Source organism: Nitrosomonas communis, from assembly GCF_024102715.1.
GTDB lineage: Bacteria > Pseudomonadota > Gammaproteobacteria > Burkholderiales > Nitrosomonadaceae > Nitrosomonas > Nitrosomonas communis_B.
Genome location: NZ_JAGFJM010000109.1, coordinates 38,394 through 54,284, shown reverse-complemented (window position 1 = coordinate 54,284; position 15,891 = coordinate 38,394). Strand labels below are relative to the sequence as shown.

At 43.3% G+C, this 15,891-nt stretch carries 13 protein-coding genes; 10 read left to right on the top strand and 3 right to left on the bottom strand.

Annotated elements, in window-relative coordinates:
* Positions 1 to 36 precede the first annotated feature (36 nt).
* The 6 genes from J5I83_RS10820 (at position 37) to J5I83_RS10795 (ending at position 6,448) form a co-directional block, all read left to right on the top strand.
* Positions 37 to 2,094 (top strand): thioredoxin domain-containing protein, encoded by a 2,058-nt coding sequence (locus J5I83_RS10820; RefSeq protein WP_304055911.1) that lies wholly within the window; start codon positions 37 to 39, stop codon positions 2,092 to 2,094.
* 35 nt (positions 2,095 to 2,129) lie between these two features.
* Entirely contained in the window at positions 2,130 to 2,441 is a 312-nt protein-coding gene (locus J5I83_RS10815; protein WP_304055940.1) for a c-type cytochrome, read from the top strand.
* Between the two features lie 133 nt (positions 2,442 to 2,574).
* Positions 2,575 to 3,039: a peptide-methionine (S)-S-oxide reductase MsrA gene (gene msrA / locus J5I83_RS10810; RefSeq protein ID WP_304055908.1), complete on the top strand. Its 465-nt coding sequence runs from the start codon at positions 2,575 to 2,577 to the stop codon at positions 3,037 to 3,039.
* A gap of 88 nt (positions 3,040 to 3,127) precedes the next feature.
* A complete protein-coding gene (gene gmk / locus J5I83_RS10805) occupies positions 3,128 to 3,733 on the top strand; it encodes a guanylate kinase (protein WP_304055905.1) in 606 nt (201 codons plus the stop codon).
* Between the two features lie 49 nt (positions 3,734 to 3,782).
* Positions 3,783 to 3,986 carry a DNA-directed RNA polymerase subunit omega gene (gene rpoZ, locus J5I83_RS10800; RefSeq protein ID WP_304055903.1) on the top strand — a complete coding sequence of 68 codons (204 nt, stop codon included), beginning with the start codon at positions 3,783 to 3,785 and terminating at the stop codon, positions 3,984 to 3,986.
* Positions 3,987 to 4,303: 317 nt separating this feature from the next.
* Positions 4,304 to 6,448, top strand: a complete 2,145-nt coding sequence (locus J5I83_RS10795) for a bifunctional (p)ppGpp synthetase/guanosine-3',5'-bis(diphosphate) 3'-pyrophosphohydrolase (protein WP_304055901.1) — start codon at positions 4,304 to 4,306, stop codon at positions 6,446 to 6,448.
* 336 nt (positions 6,449 to 6,784) lie between these two features.
* Here the strand turns inward: J5I83_RS10795 and J5I83_RS10790 are convergent, their stop codons facing one another.
* From J5I83_RS10790 to argS, 3 genes are all read right to left on the bottom strand, one after another.
* Positions 6,785 to 7,432, bottom strand: a complete 648-nt coding sequence (locus J5I83_RS10790) for a thiol:disulfide interchange protein DsbA/DsbL (RefSeq protein ID WP_304055898.1) — start codon at positions 7,430 to 7,432, stop codon at positions 6,785 to 6,787.
* 66 nt (positions 7,433 to 7,498) lie between these two features.
* Positions 7,499 to 8,107, bottom strand: a complete 609-nt coding sequence (locus J5I83_RS10785; RefSeq protein WP_304055896.1) for an SPOR domain-containing protein — start codon at positions 8,105 to 8,107, stop codon at positions 7,499 to 7,501.
* 16 nt (positions 8,108 to 8,123) lie between these two features.
* Positions 8,124 to 9,875, bottom strand: a complete 1,752-nt coding sequence (gene argS / locus J5I83_RS10780) for an arginine--tRNA ligase (RefSeq protein ID WP_304055894.1) — start codon at positions 9,873 to 9,875, stop codon at positions 8,124 to 8,126.
* 197 nt (positions 9,876 to 10,072) lie between these two features.
* Between argS and J5I83_RS10775 the strand changes: the two genes are divergently transcribed.
* The 4 genes from J5I83_RS10775 (at position 10,073) to aceF (ending at position 15,845) form a co-directional block, all read left to right on the top strand.
* On the top strand, positions 10,073 to 10,732 hold the full coding sequence (locus tag J5I83_RS10775) for a hypothetical protein (RefSeq protein WP_304055892.1): 660 nt from the start codon (positions 10,073 to 10,075) through the stop codon (positions 10,730 to 10,732).
* 98 nt (positions 10,733 to 10,830) lie between these two features.
* Complete coding sequence (gene folD, locus J5I83_RS10770) at positions 10,831 to 11,688, top strand: bifunctional methylenetetrahydrofolate dehydrogenase/methenyltetrahydrofolate cyclohydrolase FolD (RefSeq protein ID WP_304055889.1); 858 nt, start codon at positions 10,831 to 10,833, stop codon at positions 11,686 to 11,688.
* A gap of 60 nt (positions 11,689 to 11,748) precedes the next feature.
* Entirely contained in the window at positions 11,749 to 14,406 is a 2,658-nt protein-coding gene (aceE, locus tag J5I83_RS10765; RefSeq protein WP_304055886.1) for a pyruvate dehydrogenase (acetyl-transferring), homodimeric type, read from the top strand.
* Between the two features lie 83 nt (positions 14,407 to 14,489).
* Complete coding sequence (aceF, locus tag J5I83_RS10760; protein WP_304055883.1) at positions 14,490 to 15,845, top strand: dihydrolipoyllysine-residue acetyltransferase; 1,356 nt, start codon at positions 14,490 to 14,492, stop codon at positions 15,843 to 15,845.
* The last annotated feature ends 46 nt before the right edge of the window (positions 15,846 to 15,891 follow it).

The following is a 15,891-nucleotide window of genomic DNA, read 5'->3' as shown; positions in this document are numbered from 1 at the left end:
TGTGTTCCGTTCAATTGCAGCTTCTAGGATAACGTCATGTCCAATTATCTGGCGGGTGAGACAAGTCCCTATCTTTTGCAACATGCAGATAATCCGGTAGAGTGGTATCCTTGGGGAGAAGAAGCGCTCGCCCTGGCGCGCAAGCAGGATAAACCTATCCTGCTATCTATTGGTTACTCTGCATGCCACTGGTGTCATGCCATGGCGCAAGAGTCATTCGAAGACAAGGAAGTGGCGGCAGTGATGAATGAACACTTTGTCAATATCAAAGTGGATCGAGAGGAGCGTCCTGATCTTGATCAGATATATCAGACAGCCCATTATATGCTTAACCATCGTCATGGTGGCTGGCCACTGACTCTCTTTCTGACACCAGACCAGAAGCCATTTTTTGGAGGTACTTATTTTCCTAAAGAGTCTCATCATGGTATACCTGGTTTTCTTGAACTATTGCCGAAGATTGCCGAACTGTATCATACGCGTAGAGACGATATTGAGCAGCAAAACAGCGCGCTCGTGAAAATGCTTGCGGAGACAATACCTGCTTCAGGCACTCACATTCCTGCATTTTCCCCTCATCTCATTGATCAGGCAATTACCCAGCTTCTAGGGTATTTTGATCGAGAGTATGGCGGATTTGGTTCTGCGCCGAAATTTATTCATCCAGCAGAGCTCGAATTCTGTTTGCGCTGTTATTTTTCTGACGGTGATACGCAAGCCATGCACATGACGACTTATACCCTAGAGAAAATGGCTATGGGGGGTATTTATGATCAGCTAGGGGGAGGATTTTACCGGTACAGCACCGATCAGTATTGGCATATTCCCCATTTTGAAAAGATGCTTTACGACAATGGTCTTCTGTTACAGCGTTACTCGGATGCCTGGCTTGCAGCACGTAACCCTTTGTTCAAACGAATTGTGCAAGAGACGGCTAGCTGGGTGATGCGGGAAATGCAGTCTGCGTATCAGGAAGGAGGCTATTTCTCGACACTGGATGCAGACTCGGAACATGAAGAAGGAAAATTTTATCTTTGGGATAAAGATGAGATTGCGCAAATTCTGTCAACCGATGATTTTGCTGTGATCGCTCCTTACTTTGGTCTTTCGCGTCCCCCCAATTTTGAGAACAAGCACTGGCATCTTGAAATTAATCAATCTGCGACAGCGATAGCTAACGATCTGGGTATTAGCGAAGAGGAAGTACAGCAACGGATTGACTCAGCGCGGTGTAAACTTTTCAATAGGCGTGAACAGCGTGTTCGTCCTGGTCGTGACGAAAAAATCCTGACTAGCTGGAATGGATTGATGATCAAGGGCATGGCGCGGGCAGGCATGATTTTTGAGCGCAGAGAATGGGTGCATTCGGCGATGCAAGCGGTAGATTTTATCCATACTGCGCTCTGGAAAAACAATCGGCTCTTGGTTACCTACAAGGATGGCAAGGCGCGCCTCAACGCCTATCTTGATGATTATGCATTTTTGCTAGATGGTCTGATAGAGCTGATGCAAGTTGAATTTCGTCAATCCGATCTGGATTTTGCGATCGCATTGGCAGAGGTATTGCTGGATCAGTTTGAAGATAAGCAATTAGGTGGATTCTTTTTTACGAGCTATGATCATGAAAAGCTTATTTATCGACCCAAGGCAGGTCAGGATAATGCGATTCCGTCAGGTAATGGTGTAGCTGCGATAGCGCTCCAGCGGCTTGGCCATTTGCTCGGGGAATACCGTTATTTGCAGTCGGCGGAACACACACTTAAATTGTTTTACGCTGAAATGCGGCAACACCCAAGTTCCTATTGTAGTTTACTGATTGCGTTAAAAGAATGGCTTGTGCCACGGCAAACTGTTGTTTTACGTGGGAAAACAGCTGCACTGACAGAGTGGCGACGGACATTAACATTTTGTGCGCCGAATACGATAGTTCTGGCGTTACCGATGGAACTAACCGGATTACCGCAAAGTCTGAATAAAGCCTTACCCGTAGATCAAGATGTCAATGCTTGGGTTTGCGCAGGTGAGAAATGTTTGCCAGAAATCACCGATTTACAGGAATTGCTGCAAGTCTGCGAAGTTAAGGGTAGAATGTAATTCCCTTTATAATTCAAAATAAGGAAAAAAATATGATGAGAAAATTTTTGTTAGGAGTAATGGCAGCATCTGCTGTATTGTGGGTTGGTAGCGTTCAAGCAAATGCAGACTTGGCAAAAAGCAGCGGTTGTTTAAATTGCCATCAGGTTGACACCAAATTGGTAGGACCTTCACTTAAAGATATCGCTGCAAAATATGCAGGCCAAGAGGGTGCAGCCGATATGCTGGCAGGAAAAATAAAAAATGGTAGTAATGGAGTATGGGGAACCATTCCAATGCCACCGAATGTAAAAGTTAGCGACGCGGATGCTAAAGTCCTAGCAGAGTTTATTCTGACGCTTAAGTAATACAGGTGATGGAGAGAGGCCGATGCGTAATAAAAGCGCATCGGCCTTTTATTTTGTAGTGATGAGCTGCTGTTGTTTTATCCTGAAAGGAAGAGCATTTATTGATAGCTTTATCGAAGCAACGTATTAGATTATGACAATAGAGAAAATTATCTTTGGGGCAGGCTGTTTCTGGGGCGTTGAAGCTACTTTCCGTGGTGTTCCTGGTGTATGCAATGTCACATGTGGTTACGCTGGTGGTCATACTAGCTATCCTACTTACCGGGATGTATGCTCAGATCAGACGGGTCACGCAGAAGTTGTGCTGGTAGAATATGATCCTTCTTTGATTTCCTTGGAAAGATTGTTAGATGCTTTCTGGAATTGCCATAATCCTACTACCTTTAATCGTCAGGGGCCAGATATTGGTTCTCAATACCGCTCGGTCATATTCTTTTACTCACCGCAGCAGGAAGTTGCCGCAAAGCTATCGCGTGACGCATTGCAGCAAAGCGGACATTGGCGGGATCCGATTGTAACTGAGATTTTGCCTGCTACTAAATTTTATCCTGCTGAAGAGGAGCATCAACGCTATTTTGAGAAACATGGGCTACATTGAAATCGCTTTGTGGGAATATTAAATACTCATTTATATAAAATGGAAATTTTCTTCTCAAACTGCAATGGAGATCCAATATAATCGCAAAATGAGTAGCTTATTTATAATCAGTGCACCTTCAGGAGCTGGCAAGACCAGCTTGATTAAAGCTTTACTTCAAACCAACGTTAATTTGAGTCTGTCTATCTCCCATACTACCCGTCAACCACGTGCTAATGAAGTAAACGGTCAAGATTATTTTTTTGTAAGTCGGGAAATTTTTCAACAAATGCTGAAACAAGGAGAATTTCTTGAAAGTGCGGAAGTTTACGGGAATTTATATGGCACTTCGCAACATTGGGTTACAGAAACCATGGCTTCAGGTCAAGATGTTTTGATGGAAATTGATTGTCAGGGAGCTCAACAAGTACGCCAGGCTTTTCCACAGGCAGTAAGCATTTTTATCCTGCCTCCTTCTCTGGCATCGTTAGAAGCTCGTTTGAAACAACGGGGGCAGGATGATCCAGAAATAATTGCACGCCGTTTGAAAGCAGCTCGTGAAGAGGTAAGTCAGGTGAGTAAATTTGACTACGTTGTGATCAATAATGAACTGGAAGAAGCGCTTCAAGATATTTGTTGTATCATCCGCGCAGAACGTCTAAAAATAATGCGGCAGCTTGCCAAGCAGTATGCCCTGGTAGCGCAGTTTAGCTAAACAGTATTTTTTTGTGAAGTTTTTTAAAGGAAATAGGAAGGGTATAATTATGGCTCGTATTACAGTTGATGATTGTTTGAAAATTATTCCCAATCGCTTTGATATGACACTGGCAGCGACTACGCGAGCAAGGCAGATAGCAATTGGCTCTGCTCCGATGATAGATGTCGCTCGAGATAAACCTACAGTTATTGCATTACGTGAATTAGCTAAGGGAAAAGTAACTCTTGATATTCTTAATACTATACGTTGAGAAGATCTTTAGCAAAGAATCAAACAATTATATTAAAAAAATTGTGAACAAAATTTATCTTTTGCTAAGTAATGGATTGAATGAAATACGGAGTATTATCAAATTTCTTATTTGAATTTTTATTAACTTTGCTTTTCTTATCTTGCACAATACGAAAATTACTATAAATTTAACGGTAGCTGGATTTGGTGCTGATTTATAGGATCTTTTGATCAGAAATACTTGTAATTTCAGCATCGCGGTTGAAGTTACAAAAATCTTATTCACTAGTTGTGGAGGAAAGTTGTATTAGCACAGCGAAAAATAAGGAAACTCTTATGTCAGAGCTTGCATTGTCAGATTCTCCGAAGATTACTTCTGAAACTGAGTCGTTATTTTCTGAAGTAACAAAATATTTCAAACCAGAAGATTTGACTTTACTCAAGAATGCCTTTTTTTTCAGTCAGGGTGCGCATTCTGGTCAGTTCCGTAAAACGGGCGAGCCTTATATCTCTCATCCCGTGGCGGTTGCCGGTATTCTTTGTGAACTTCATTTAGATGTAATCACGCTTGCTGCTGCGCTATTACATGACGTGGTAGAAGATACAGCTATTTCTAAGGAAGAAATTGGGGAGAGATTTGGCGTATCAGTAGCGGAGTTGGTGGATGGCGTTTCCAAATTGGAGAAAATTGAGTTTCAGACGCACGCCGACGCTCAGGCTGAGAATTTCCGTAAGATGTTGTTAGCTATGGCGCAGGATGTAAGAGTCATCCTGATTAAATTAGCTGATCGCTTGCATAATATGCGCACGCTTGAAGTGATGCGCCCTGATAAACAGCGACGTATCGCACGGGAAACCTTGGAGATTTATGCGCCAATCGCTCATCGCCTAGGATTAAACAGCATTTACCAAGAATTGCTGGAGCTGGGATTTCGATATTTTTACCCTAATCGTTATCGCGTACTAGTGAAAGCGACAAAGGCTGCACGTGGAAATCGCCGCGAAGTGGTTGGAAAAATTCTCGAGGCAATCAAACATCGACTTGAAGATGCAGGCTTAGATGCAATAGTGGCTGGAAGAGAGAAGCATCTTTATAGTATTTATAAGAAAATGGTTGAGAAGCACTTAAGCTTCTCAGAAGTGCTGGATATTTATGGTTTTCGTATTCTGGTGAAGGATATACCTTCATGTTATGTGGCACTGGGGGCGTTACATAGTTTATATAAGCCCATTCCTGGGAAATTTAAGGACTATATCGCAATTCCTAAACTCAATGGCTACCAATCACTTCACAATACATTACTAGGTCCTTATGGACTGCCAATAGAAATACAAATTCGTACCTATGAGATGCATCGTATTGCTGAAATGGGTGTTGCTTCACATTGGCTCTATAAAAATAATGGCGCAGAAGTGGATGAATTGCATTTAAAGACGAATCAGTGGCTAAAAAGTTTACTGGAAACATTAAGCGACTCTTCTGATTCTATTGAGTTTCTGGAACATCTCAAGGTTGATCTATTTCCTGGCGAAGTTTATGTGTTTACGCCCCAAGGAAAGATACTTGAGTTGCCAAGAGGGTCTACTGCAGTTGATTTTGCTTATGCAATCCATACAGATGTTGGTAACTGTTGTGTTGCAGCTAAAATTAATGGTGAAAGTATACCCTTACGTACTAAATTAAAAAATGGTGATCGTGTAGAAATCGTCACTGCACCCTATGCGAACCCTAATCCTGCCTGGCTTTCTTATGTTGCTACTGCAAGGGCGCGTTCAAGTATTCGTTATTTTCTTAGAACTATTCAGTTTGACGAATCAGTAAAACTCGGTGAACGTTTGCTAAATCAGGCTTTTTTGTCATTAGGTATCAATGCTGAAACAATTAATGAAGCACAATGGGAAAGGCTTGTCAGAGACAGCGGGGTTAAGACAAAAAAAGCATTGCTTGCTGATATCGCCTTAGGAAAACAGCTGCCAGCAGTGATTGCAAAGCGTTTGGCGGCGCCTGCGGAATCGATATCCGAAGTCAAAGGCATAAGTAACCCGGTTGTGATCCTTGGTACGGAAGGGATGACAGTCCAGTTTGCACGATGCTGCTATCCAATTCCAGGGGATGCGATTGTCGGATTGATTAAAAAAGATCAGGGCTTAGTGATTCATACCCATGATTGTACCGCCGTTATAAAAATCCAGAGAAGCGCGGAAAATGTATTGGATGTGGCATGGGGCAAAGATATTACTAGAACTTTTGAGATTGGCATTACCATGACAGTGGTAAACCAACGTGGTGTACTTGCCAGGGTCGCTGCAGAAATTGCCAGAGCTGGCTCGAATATTGATGATGTTACAATGGAAAGTGATAAAGATTACACCATTATGCACTTTATTTTACAGGCGAGGAATCGTCGGCATCTTGCCCAAATCATGCGAGGATTGCGGCATATCCAAGAAATCGTGAGGCTTGGTCGGGTAAAAAATTAGCTGCGTTTGCCAGACAGCTCAATAATCCTAGAAACTGTCGCCGATCGTAGTGGATCACTTAATTGGAAAATTAGCGTCATGACCTATAGGTCGGGAGAATTTTCGGAATTTTCTCATTCACCTGTATGGTGAGATTGCTACAGAGCGCGTCGCATGGTGTTGTGAGTGTGAGTGCTGTGTTGTTCTTCGTTGCAGGGGAGGCTCTATGACTCCATCACACCTAGCTTCACAGCAGGATCGCCATACGCTACACCACCCCCTATCCAACTACGGTTTTCAAATAATCAGATTGACCTTATCATGCCATCAAATGTGCTTACGAGCATTTCGGCCACTTTAATTGGAAATTTTTTCTTTCCGTGCTTTGTTAATTAATTCATCCAGTATCTGGACAGTATCGCGAGGTGTACCGCTCATCTTTCCGCTAGTTAGGTATTTTCCATCGACCACTAAGGCTGGCACACCAGTTAATTTGTATTGCCTCATTATTTGTGAGATTCTTGCTACTTGATTTTGAACGGAAAAAGAATTGTAGGCATTGATAAATTTCTCACGTTGAATTCCTTGTTTTTCAATCCAATCAAATAGTAAAGCTTCCTTGGATAAATCGATTTTGTCACGATGAATAGCGTTATACACCTTATCATGAAGCTCGTTGAAAATGTCCAGCACTTCCATTGCATAGAAAGTTTTTGCTCCAGGAGTCCAGTTAGTGCGGAAAATTGCTGGAACATAACGGAATTTTACATCCTGAGGAGCATTTTTACGCCAATTATCGATATGTGGATGTAATTCATTGCAATGTGGGCAGCCATACCAAAAAAACTCAATGACCTCAATGCTCTGCTTGTCATCGGTTGGTTGAGGGTTTGCGAGAGTAATATAATCGCGTCCCTCAATGATTTCTGCATGCGCAGGTATTATGCTTGCTAGAATAAGGCCAAAGAACAATAAGAAAAATTTAAAGAGTTTATTCACTTCCATTTTTTCACTTCCATGAGTTGTTAAATAACTTACTCTCAAGTAACAGGCTGTAGCAAATCGGGAATGTTATGGTGTTTTTCTGGGAACCCTGACAAAATTAGCTTCTATTCCATTTTCTTGCAATGAAGCGCGTACCTGATCAACTTCACCGACTTTTGAGTATGGGCCTATGCGCACTCTGTATCTTGTTCCTTTGTCAGAAGATTCTGCTGTTTGAACAGAGGCGATCATTCCTAGTAACGCTAATTCTGCTTTCATTCTTTCTGCTTCGGCAGCGTTTTTGTATGAACCTATCTGTAAAAAATAATCACTAACGACACTCGTGTCGTTAGTTATGGAAGGAGGCGATTTCATTTCTTGTGCAAATGATTCTTCGGCCAAGGGTTCATCAATACCTGGCAATATATTGTAAAAATCAAAGCGAGGTCTATTTGCGCTTGCCTGATCAATTTCTTTGGTAGTGTTATTATTCTGTGATTTTTGGGTAATGCTTTCGTCAGGCTTATGTTTGACTGATTTTTCTTCAGTGATAAATGGGCTTGGAGCCTGATTGATAAATGCCCATACGCCAATTGCGCTCACTATACCAAGCGCATATCCGATAAAGAGCCCTAGAATAAGTGAACCACTGCTCCTTGCGGTTACCTTACTCTTGGATTTGTAGTCTCTGCTCATGAAAATTCCTTTTTGGTTACATTTTGCTGGGAGCGGTTACGCCTAATAATTTTAATCCATTTGCCAGCACTTGCCTGATAGCTGCAATCAAAGTGAGTCGTGCTAATCTTACTGAGTGTTCTGGCACGATAAAACGAGTCGAATTATAATAACTATGGAATTCGCCCGCTAAGTCTTTGAGATAGAAGGCAAGCAAATGAGGAGAACGATCATTTGCTGCCGCTTCTAGGATATCGGGATAGTCAATTATTTTTTGTAGGAGCATCAATTCTGCCTGGCTGGTTAATAAATCAGCAGCGGCATTAGCGAGTATGGTTTCATCTTCGCCCCATTGAGCGAGCACGCTACAAATGCGTGCATGGGCATACTGTATATAATATACCGGATTATCATTAGATTGTGATTTTGCAAGGTCCAGGTCAAAATCCAAATGCTGATCACTTTTTCGCAATACATAAAAGAACCGTGCTGCATCATTGCCGACTTCTTGACGTAATTCCCGTAATGAAACAAATTCTCCAGAACGGGTGGACATGGAAGCTTTTTTACCATTACGGTAGAGCACGGCGAACTGGACAAGGGCAATTTCAAGTATGTCGGGATCAAGCGCTAATGCATGGATTGCGCCTTTTACTCGTGTAATATAGCCGTGGTGGTCTGCACCCCACACATTGATAATGTGTGCGAACTTACGTTCGAATTTATTGAGATGATAGGCTATATCAGAAGCAAAATAAGTATATTGCCCGTTTTCTCGTTGCACTACACGATCTTTTTCATCTCCAAAATAGGTGGAGCGGAACCAAGTAGCACCATCTTGCCTATATAAAGCATTTTTTTCATCAAGTAATTGAATAACCCGAGCTACCATGCCGCTTTCAAACAGTGATTGCTCCGAGAACCAAGTATCAAATTCTACGCCGAATTCCATTAAATCATTACGACAATCGCCTAGTTGTTCAGTAAGAGCAAAGTTGTGGATATAAGCATAATCTTCGCCTAACGTTTTTTTTGCGATAGCGATCAACTGGTCTAGGCGTTCATCAGCTTCAAGTGCTGTTTCAATTTGAGAGAGTTCTTTTAATATTAAATCGGATTGGTGAACATAGCGGTTACCATGCGCGCTATGAATTAGCTTGGCCATATCGGTTACGTATTTACCCTGATAAGCATTATCCGGGAATGGAAAGATATGCCCGCATTGCTCGAGGTAACGTAACCAGGTAGAAAGCGCTAATATATCCATTTGCCTGCCTGCATCGTTAACATAATACTCTCGAGTGACAGCGTAACCGTTAGCCGCCATAATGTTTGCGAGGCTGGCACCATAAGCTGCGCCACGGCCATGTCCAACATGCAGCGGGCCGGTTGGATTCGCGGAAACAAACTCAATCTGAATCTTTTTTCCTTCCCCCGCCTTACTATGGCCAAATTTATCACCCTGCTGTAACACACTGGATAAAAATTGCTGTTTTGCTGTAACCTTCAGAAATAGATTGATGAATCCATTGCCTGCAACTTCAGCTCTTTCCAGATAAGGCGATTGAGGTAATGCATCAATAAGTGTAGCTGCAATTTCACGCGGATTTTTATGTAAATGCCTGGCTAATTGCATCGCCAGGTTGCTTGAGTAATCACCATGATTAGTTTGCTTGGGGCGCGCCAATTCAATGCTGATGTTGTAATCCTGAGAAAGAATCTTTTGGGAAGCTAGAAGCAGTAACTGGGAAAGGTGAGATTTAAAATTACATTGAGTTGATGCTGTCATGATAAAAAAATCGATTAAATAAGGCATTATTATAACGAGGAAGGAACAAGCTAAGTTTACAGTTTTAATGGTATAACCTGATAGGCGGCAGTGATTATTTTGAATGCCTATCTGGTATTTTCTGGCTTTTAGTGCTCGCTAGCCAGTATATAATATGGTACGTTATAAATTTTGCTTAAAAAATAAAGGTTGTAAGCATGGAAGATTCAATGGTCGATCAAGAAACAGTAATGTTGGATAATTGTATTCGGCATACAAGAGAAGTGCTGAATGAGCAGATCGCACATATCAAAGGTAAGGGCTATGATTTTGCTCCTCAATTCAAAGAGATGACGATTCAGCTTTACCTGGTAGGGGTTATGTGGCGGTTCTATGAAGAACATGTTTCTTCAGAAACAGCACGTGAGAAAGCATTCTCAGCACTATGTTCGATGATGATTAAGGATGGTATCAAGCCTAAACGGGCAAAGAAGCAAGTGGATTTCCTTAAGAGAATGTCTAAGTTGGAAGATGGGGATGATGCTTTGGCAATAGCAATCGGTCATGAGTCCAAGGCAGAAGATGAGGCTCTGGCTGAGATTTTTGATCATTATGTTGATGAGATTCGTGTTTCGGGGGGCTTATGGCGACATTATGATCTAGGGAAAAAAATCATCTTATTTGGTGGATTATTGATGGGTTTTGCTGGAGTATGGTTTGTCACAATCTTCTTGCCCCAAAGCAGTGACATGTTCATTCTGGCTTTTGGTTTACTGACAGCGTTTCTTTTTGTCATTTCAGTATCGCTGATTGGCCTACTGATTTATCGTATCAAGTTCAAAAAAGGTAAACATTCAAAAATACCGCCTGCAGCATAACTAAAGCAGCTATGATTCTTGTGTCAATAATGATTGTGATCAAGGAAAATGTTTCTTTTTTACACAAGTATTCAATTTAGCCTATTTTTTATAAAGTAATGAGTGCTGACATTATTAATGGCAATATAATCGCCAGTAAAATTCGTGCGGAATTGAAAATACGCGCTGAGAATCTTGTGAAGCGTGGTATGCAACCTGGTTTGGCTGTTATTCTAGTGGGTGATGATCCTGCTTCTGCTATTTACGTACGTAATAAGGCCAAAGCCTGTAGAGAATCAGGAATGCGCTCTGAAGTTTATAATTTTCCGGGCGAAACTTCGCAAGAGGCAGTGCTTGAGCATATCCATGCATTGAACGTAAATCCTGAGATTCATGGCATTTTAGTGCAGCTGCCGTTGCCGGCACACTTTGAAAGTCACCGGCTCATCGCTTCCATCGCAATTGAGAAAGACGTGGATGGATTTCACCCTTGTAACGTTGGCGCACTCGCAACTGGCAATGCTTTATTTTATCCTTGCACGCCTTATGGTGTCATGATGATGTTAAAGGAGCGAGATATATTGATTGAGGGGCAGCATGCAGTCGTGGTAGGGCGCAGTAATATTGTGGGTAAACCGATGTCATTGATGCTTCTGGAGAAAGGCGCTACAGTTACCATTTGCACATCTAAAACAAGAGAGTTGACTGAATATACTCGCAGCGCAGATATTCTGGTTGTGGCTACGGGGAAGCCGCGCATGATAACTGCTGGCATGGTTAAATCAGGCGCAACAGTGATTGATGTTGGGATTAACCGTATGGATGATGGGACATTATGCGGTGATGTGGATTTTTTTCCGGTTATGGAAAAAGCCGGTCATATTACACCTGTTCCAGGAGGAGTTGGACCTATGACGATTACCATGTTAATGAGCAATACCATTGAGGCAGCCGAGCGCGCTCGGAAAGCTAGGTAATTTTTGCCTGCAACTGATCATATATTATTTCCAAACTGAGATACGGAGCTGCTATTCAATATGAATTCACAGGATATTGATCCACAGGAAACACAGGAATGGCTGGATGCATTGGAGTCTGTGCTTACCAATGAAGGGACTGAACGCGCACACTATTTATTGGAGAGATTGGTTGAAAAAGCGCGGCGTTCCGGCGCATACCTTCCTTATAGTGCTAATACTGCTTACATCAATACGATTCCCTCGGGCAAGGAAGAACGTTCACCTGGTAATCACGCAATAGAGCATCGTATTCGTTCCTATGTGCGCTGGAATGCTATGGCGATGGTTGCGCGTGCCAATCGGAATACCAATGTAGGGGGGCATATTGCTAGTTTTGCATCAGCAGCGACCTTATATGATGTTGGTTACAATCATTTCTGGCAAGCGGCAAGTGAGCAGAAAGGGGGGGATCTCGTTTATGTCCAGGGACATTCATCTCCAGGAATTTATGCTTATGCATTTCTGCTGGGAGTGTTGACTGAGGAGCAGCTTGATAATTTTCGTCAGGAAATAGGTGGAAAAGGCCTATCTTCTTATCCTCATCCATGGCTGATGCCGGATTTCTGGCAATTCCCAACCGTATCGATGGGGTTGGGGCCACTAATGGCGATTTATCAGGCGCGCTTTATGAAATACCTGGGCAGTCGTAAGTTAGCTCATACCGAGGGGCGTAAAGTCTGGGTTTTCACGGGCGATGGTGAAATGGACGAACCTGAGTCATTGGGTGCAATTTCACTGGCTTCACGGGAAAATCTGGACAACTTGATTTTTGTGGTGAACTGTAACCTTCAGCGACTTGATGGGCCTGTCAGAGGCAACGGTAAGATCGTGCAGGAATTGGAGGCGACGTTTAGAGGAGCTGGCTGGAATGTCATCAAAGTGATCTGGGGTTCTTACTGGGATCCACTACTGGCAAAAGATACCAAGGGACTTCTCCAGCAGCGCATGATGGAGTGCGTGGATGGAGAGTATCAAACTTTCAGGGCTCGAGACGGTGCATATGTCAGAAAGCACTTTTTTGGCAAATACCCTGAGCTGCTTGAAATGGTTGCCAATATGTCAGACGATGATATTTGGCGACTAAACCGGGGTGGGCATGATCCGCACAAGGTTTATGCAGCCTATGCTGCCGCAGTCAAACATCAGGGACAGCCTACCGTGATCCTTGCCAAGACTGTCAAGGGATATGGAATGGGTGAATCCGGTGAGGCACAGAACATTACCCACCAGCAGAAGAAAATGGGCACTACCTCACTTAAGGCTTTTCGCGATCGATATGGTTTACCGGTGCCGGATGATAAAATAGATGAGATTCCTTATCTCAAATTTGATAAGGATTCTCCTGAGCTTGCTTACATGCAGACGCAGCGTGAGGCATTAGGAGGTTTTTTGCATCATCGCCGGCGTAAGGCTGCGGCGTTGCAAATTCCACCATTGACAGCGTTCGAGGCTTTGCTGAAAAGCAGTGGCGAAGGGCGGGAGTCTTCCACCACCATGGCATTTGTGCGTATTCTCAATGTCCTGACCAAGGATAAAAATATCGGTAAACATATCGTACCTATCGTCGCTGATGAATCGCGAACGTTTGGTATGGAAGGCATGTTCCGTCAACTCGGTATCTGGTCGTCAGTAGGGCAGCTTTATACCCCCGAGGATGCTGATCAGCTAATGTTTTACAAAGAAGATAAACATGGCCAGATCCTACAGGAAGGTATCAACGAAGCAGGGGCTTTGTCTTCCTGGATTGCAGCCGCAACCGCATATAGCACGCACCACGTGCAGATGATTCCTTTTTTCATTTTTTATTCCATGTTTGGCTTTCAGCGTGTGGGCGATCTTATTTGGGCTGCGGGCGATATGCGCTGCCGTGGTTTTCTGCTGGGTGGTACGGCTGGACGAACCACGCTGAATGGCGAAGGGTTACAGCATGAAGATGGTCATAGTCATCTTGCTGCTTCTACCATACCTAACTGCATATCCTATGATCCAACTTATGCCTATGAGTTAGCGGTAATCATCCAGGATGGCTTGCGTCGCATGTATCAGGAACAGGAAGACGTGTTCTACTACATTACAGTGATGAATGAAAATTATGCTCATCCTGATCTTCCTCAAGGCACAGAGCAAGGGATATTGAAAGGCATCTATTTGCTTAAAGAAGGCAATAAGCGTAGTAAAGGGGCGCGTATACAGTTGCTTGGTTCAGGCACCATATTACGTGAAGTTATTGCAGCGGCAGACATTTTGCAAAAGGAGTATGGTGTTATCGCAGACATCTGGAGCGTCACCAGCTTTACGGAATTACGACGTGAGGCGCTGAGCATTGCGCGCTGGAATATGTTACATCCGACTGAGCCCGCTAAATTATCGTATGTTGAAAGCTGTTTCAAAGATCGCGAGGGACCTGTAGTAGCTGCTACTGATTACATGAAGATCTATGCAGATCAGATACGTGCGTTCATTCCAAAACGCTATTGTGCGCTGGGTACGGATGGCTTTGGACGCTCAGATACACGCGAAAAGCTCAGGCATTTTTTTGAAGTGGATCGTTATTACATTACGGTTGCGGCGCTTAAAGTCTTATCAGAAGAAGGTAAAATTCCGGCAAAACAGATTGCGCAGGCAATCAAGGCATTCGGGATCGATCCGGACAAGCCAGATCCCGTTAAGCAATAGGCAGCGAGTAAATATTGAGTACATATAAGAAATAGTCAGCTTTGTGGCTGATAAATAGATTGAATATCAATTGAGGAAAGCGTGTGAGTGCAATCAAAAAGGTACAGGTTCCTGATATTGGTGACTTCAAGGATGTGCCAGTCATAGAAATACTCGTCAATGTGGGTGATGTTCTCAAGGTAGAGGATTCGCTTATCACGTTGGAATCAGATAAAGCTACGATTGAGGTTCCTTCACCTTACTCAGGTACCGTCAAGGAAATTAGCGTCAAAGTAGGTGACAAGGTGTCTGAAGGCTCTGACATCCTTATCATGGAAATTTCTGCCGAACAGACTGACGATGCTGCTAAGCCTACTCAGCTTTCCACGACAGAAGAGACGACGCGCGGCAACAGTACCGTGAGCCCGACGAAGCAGGACACAGCAGTTACAGTTGCTGCCACTGATCAGGAATCACCGCAAGGCGGGCAGCTACAGTCATCTGTACAGCTTGCAGCAGCGAGTCAGCCGATTCATGTTACCGGGGTAAAACCTCATGCCAGTCCGTCTGTAAGACGTTTTGCGCGAGAATTAGGTGTGGATTTGAGCAAAATCGTGGGTAGTGGCCCGAAGCAGCGCATACTCAAAGAAGATATCCAAGCTTTTGTTAAACGAGAACTAACGAAATTACAAAGTGCAGGCTTAGGTGGTGGTGTACTTGATTTATTGCCGTGGCCTCATGTCGATTTTGCAAAATTTGGGCCAGTTGAATTAAAGTCGTTAACGCGGATCAAGCAAATTTCTGGCGCTAATTTGCATCGTAATTGGGTCATGATTCCACATGTGACGCAGTTTGACGAGGCTGATATTACCGATCTGGAGGCGCTCAGGAAAGAATATAATGAAAGCCAACAGGAGAATGGCGTCAAATTAACAATCCTGGCTTTTCTGATGAAAGCCACCACGGCAGCATTGAAAAAATACCCCGAGTTTAATGCTTCACTGGATAGTAGTAATGAAGAATCTTATCTAGTTCTCAAGCGCTATTACCATCTTGGATTTGCAGTAGATACACCCAATGGTCTGGTAGTGCCTGTTATTCGTGATGCCGATCAAAAAGGTGTCATTACGATAGCAGATGAGCTAGGAAGGCTCTCTTCACTTGCGCGCGAAGGTAAATTAAAACCGGCTGATATGCAGGGCGCAAGTTTTACTATTTCGAGTCTGGGGGGAATTGGTGGCACAGCTTTTACACCTATTATCAACGCGCCCGAGGTTGCTATCTTGGGAGTTTCGCGGGCTAGTCTGAAACCAGTGTATCGTAATGGAGAGTTCATTCCTCGTTTGATTGTTCCTTTGTCATTATCTTATGATCACAGAGTGATCGATGGCGCATCGGCTGCCCGTTTTACGTCACATCTGGCGAGTATATTAGCGGATATGCGCCTTGCTTTGTTTTGATAATTCCTGCCCTGACAATAGGATTCCCATTATTCTGCTAGCAGAG

Coding starts and splice junctions, on each gene's coding strand:
- J5I83_RS10820 (WP_304055911.1), top strand. CDS start 37: ATGTCCAATTATCTGGCGGGTGAGACAAGTCCCTATCTTTTGCAACAT.
- J5I83_RS10815 (WP_304055940.1), top strand. CDS start 2,130: ATGAGAAAATTTTTGTTAGGAGTAATGGCAGCATCTGCTGTATTGTGG.
- msrA (WP_304055908.1), top strand. CDS start 2,575: ATGACAATAGAGAAAATTATCTTTGGGGCAGGCTGTTTCTGGGGCGTT.
- gmk (WP_304055905.1), top strand. CDS start 3,128: ATGAGTAGCTTATTTATAATCAGTGCACCTTCAGGAGCTGGCAAGACC.
- rpoZ (WP_304055903.1), top strand. CDS start 3,783: ATGGCTCGTATTACAGTTGATGATTGTTTGAAAATTATTCCCAATCGC.
- J5I83_RS10795 (WP_304055901.1), top strand. CDS start 4,304: ATGTCAGAGCTTGCATTGTCAGATTCTCCGAAGATTACTTCTGAAACT.
- J5I83_RS10790 (WP_304055898.1), bottom strand. CDS start 7,432: ATGGAAGTGAATAAACTCTTTAAATTTTTCTTATTGTTCTTTGGCCTT.
- J5I83_RS10785 (WP_304055896.1), bottom strand. CDS start 8,107: ATGAGCAGAGACTACAAATCCAAGAGTAAGGTAACCGCAAGGAGCAGT.
- argS (WP_304055894.1), bottom strand. CDS start 9,875: ATGACAGCATCAACTCAATGTAATTTTAAATCTCACCTTTCCCAGTTA.
- J5I83_RS10775 (WP_304055892.1), top strand. CDS start 10,073: ATGGAAGATTCAATGGTCGATCAAGAAACAGTAATGTTGGATAATTGT.
- folD (WP_304055889.1), top strand. CDS start 10,831: ATGAGTGCTGACATTATTAATGGCAATATAATCGCCAGTAAAATTCGT.
- aceE (WP_304055886.1), top strand. CDS start 11,749: ATGAATTCACAGGATATTGATCCACAGGAAACACAGGAATGGCTGGAT.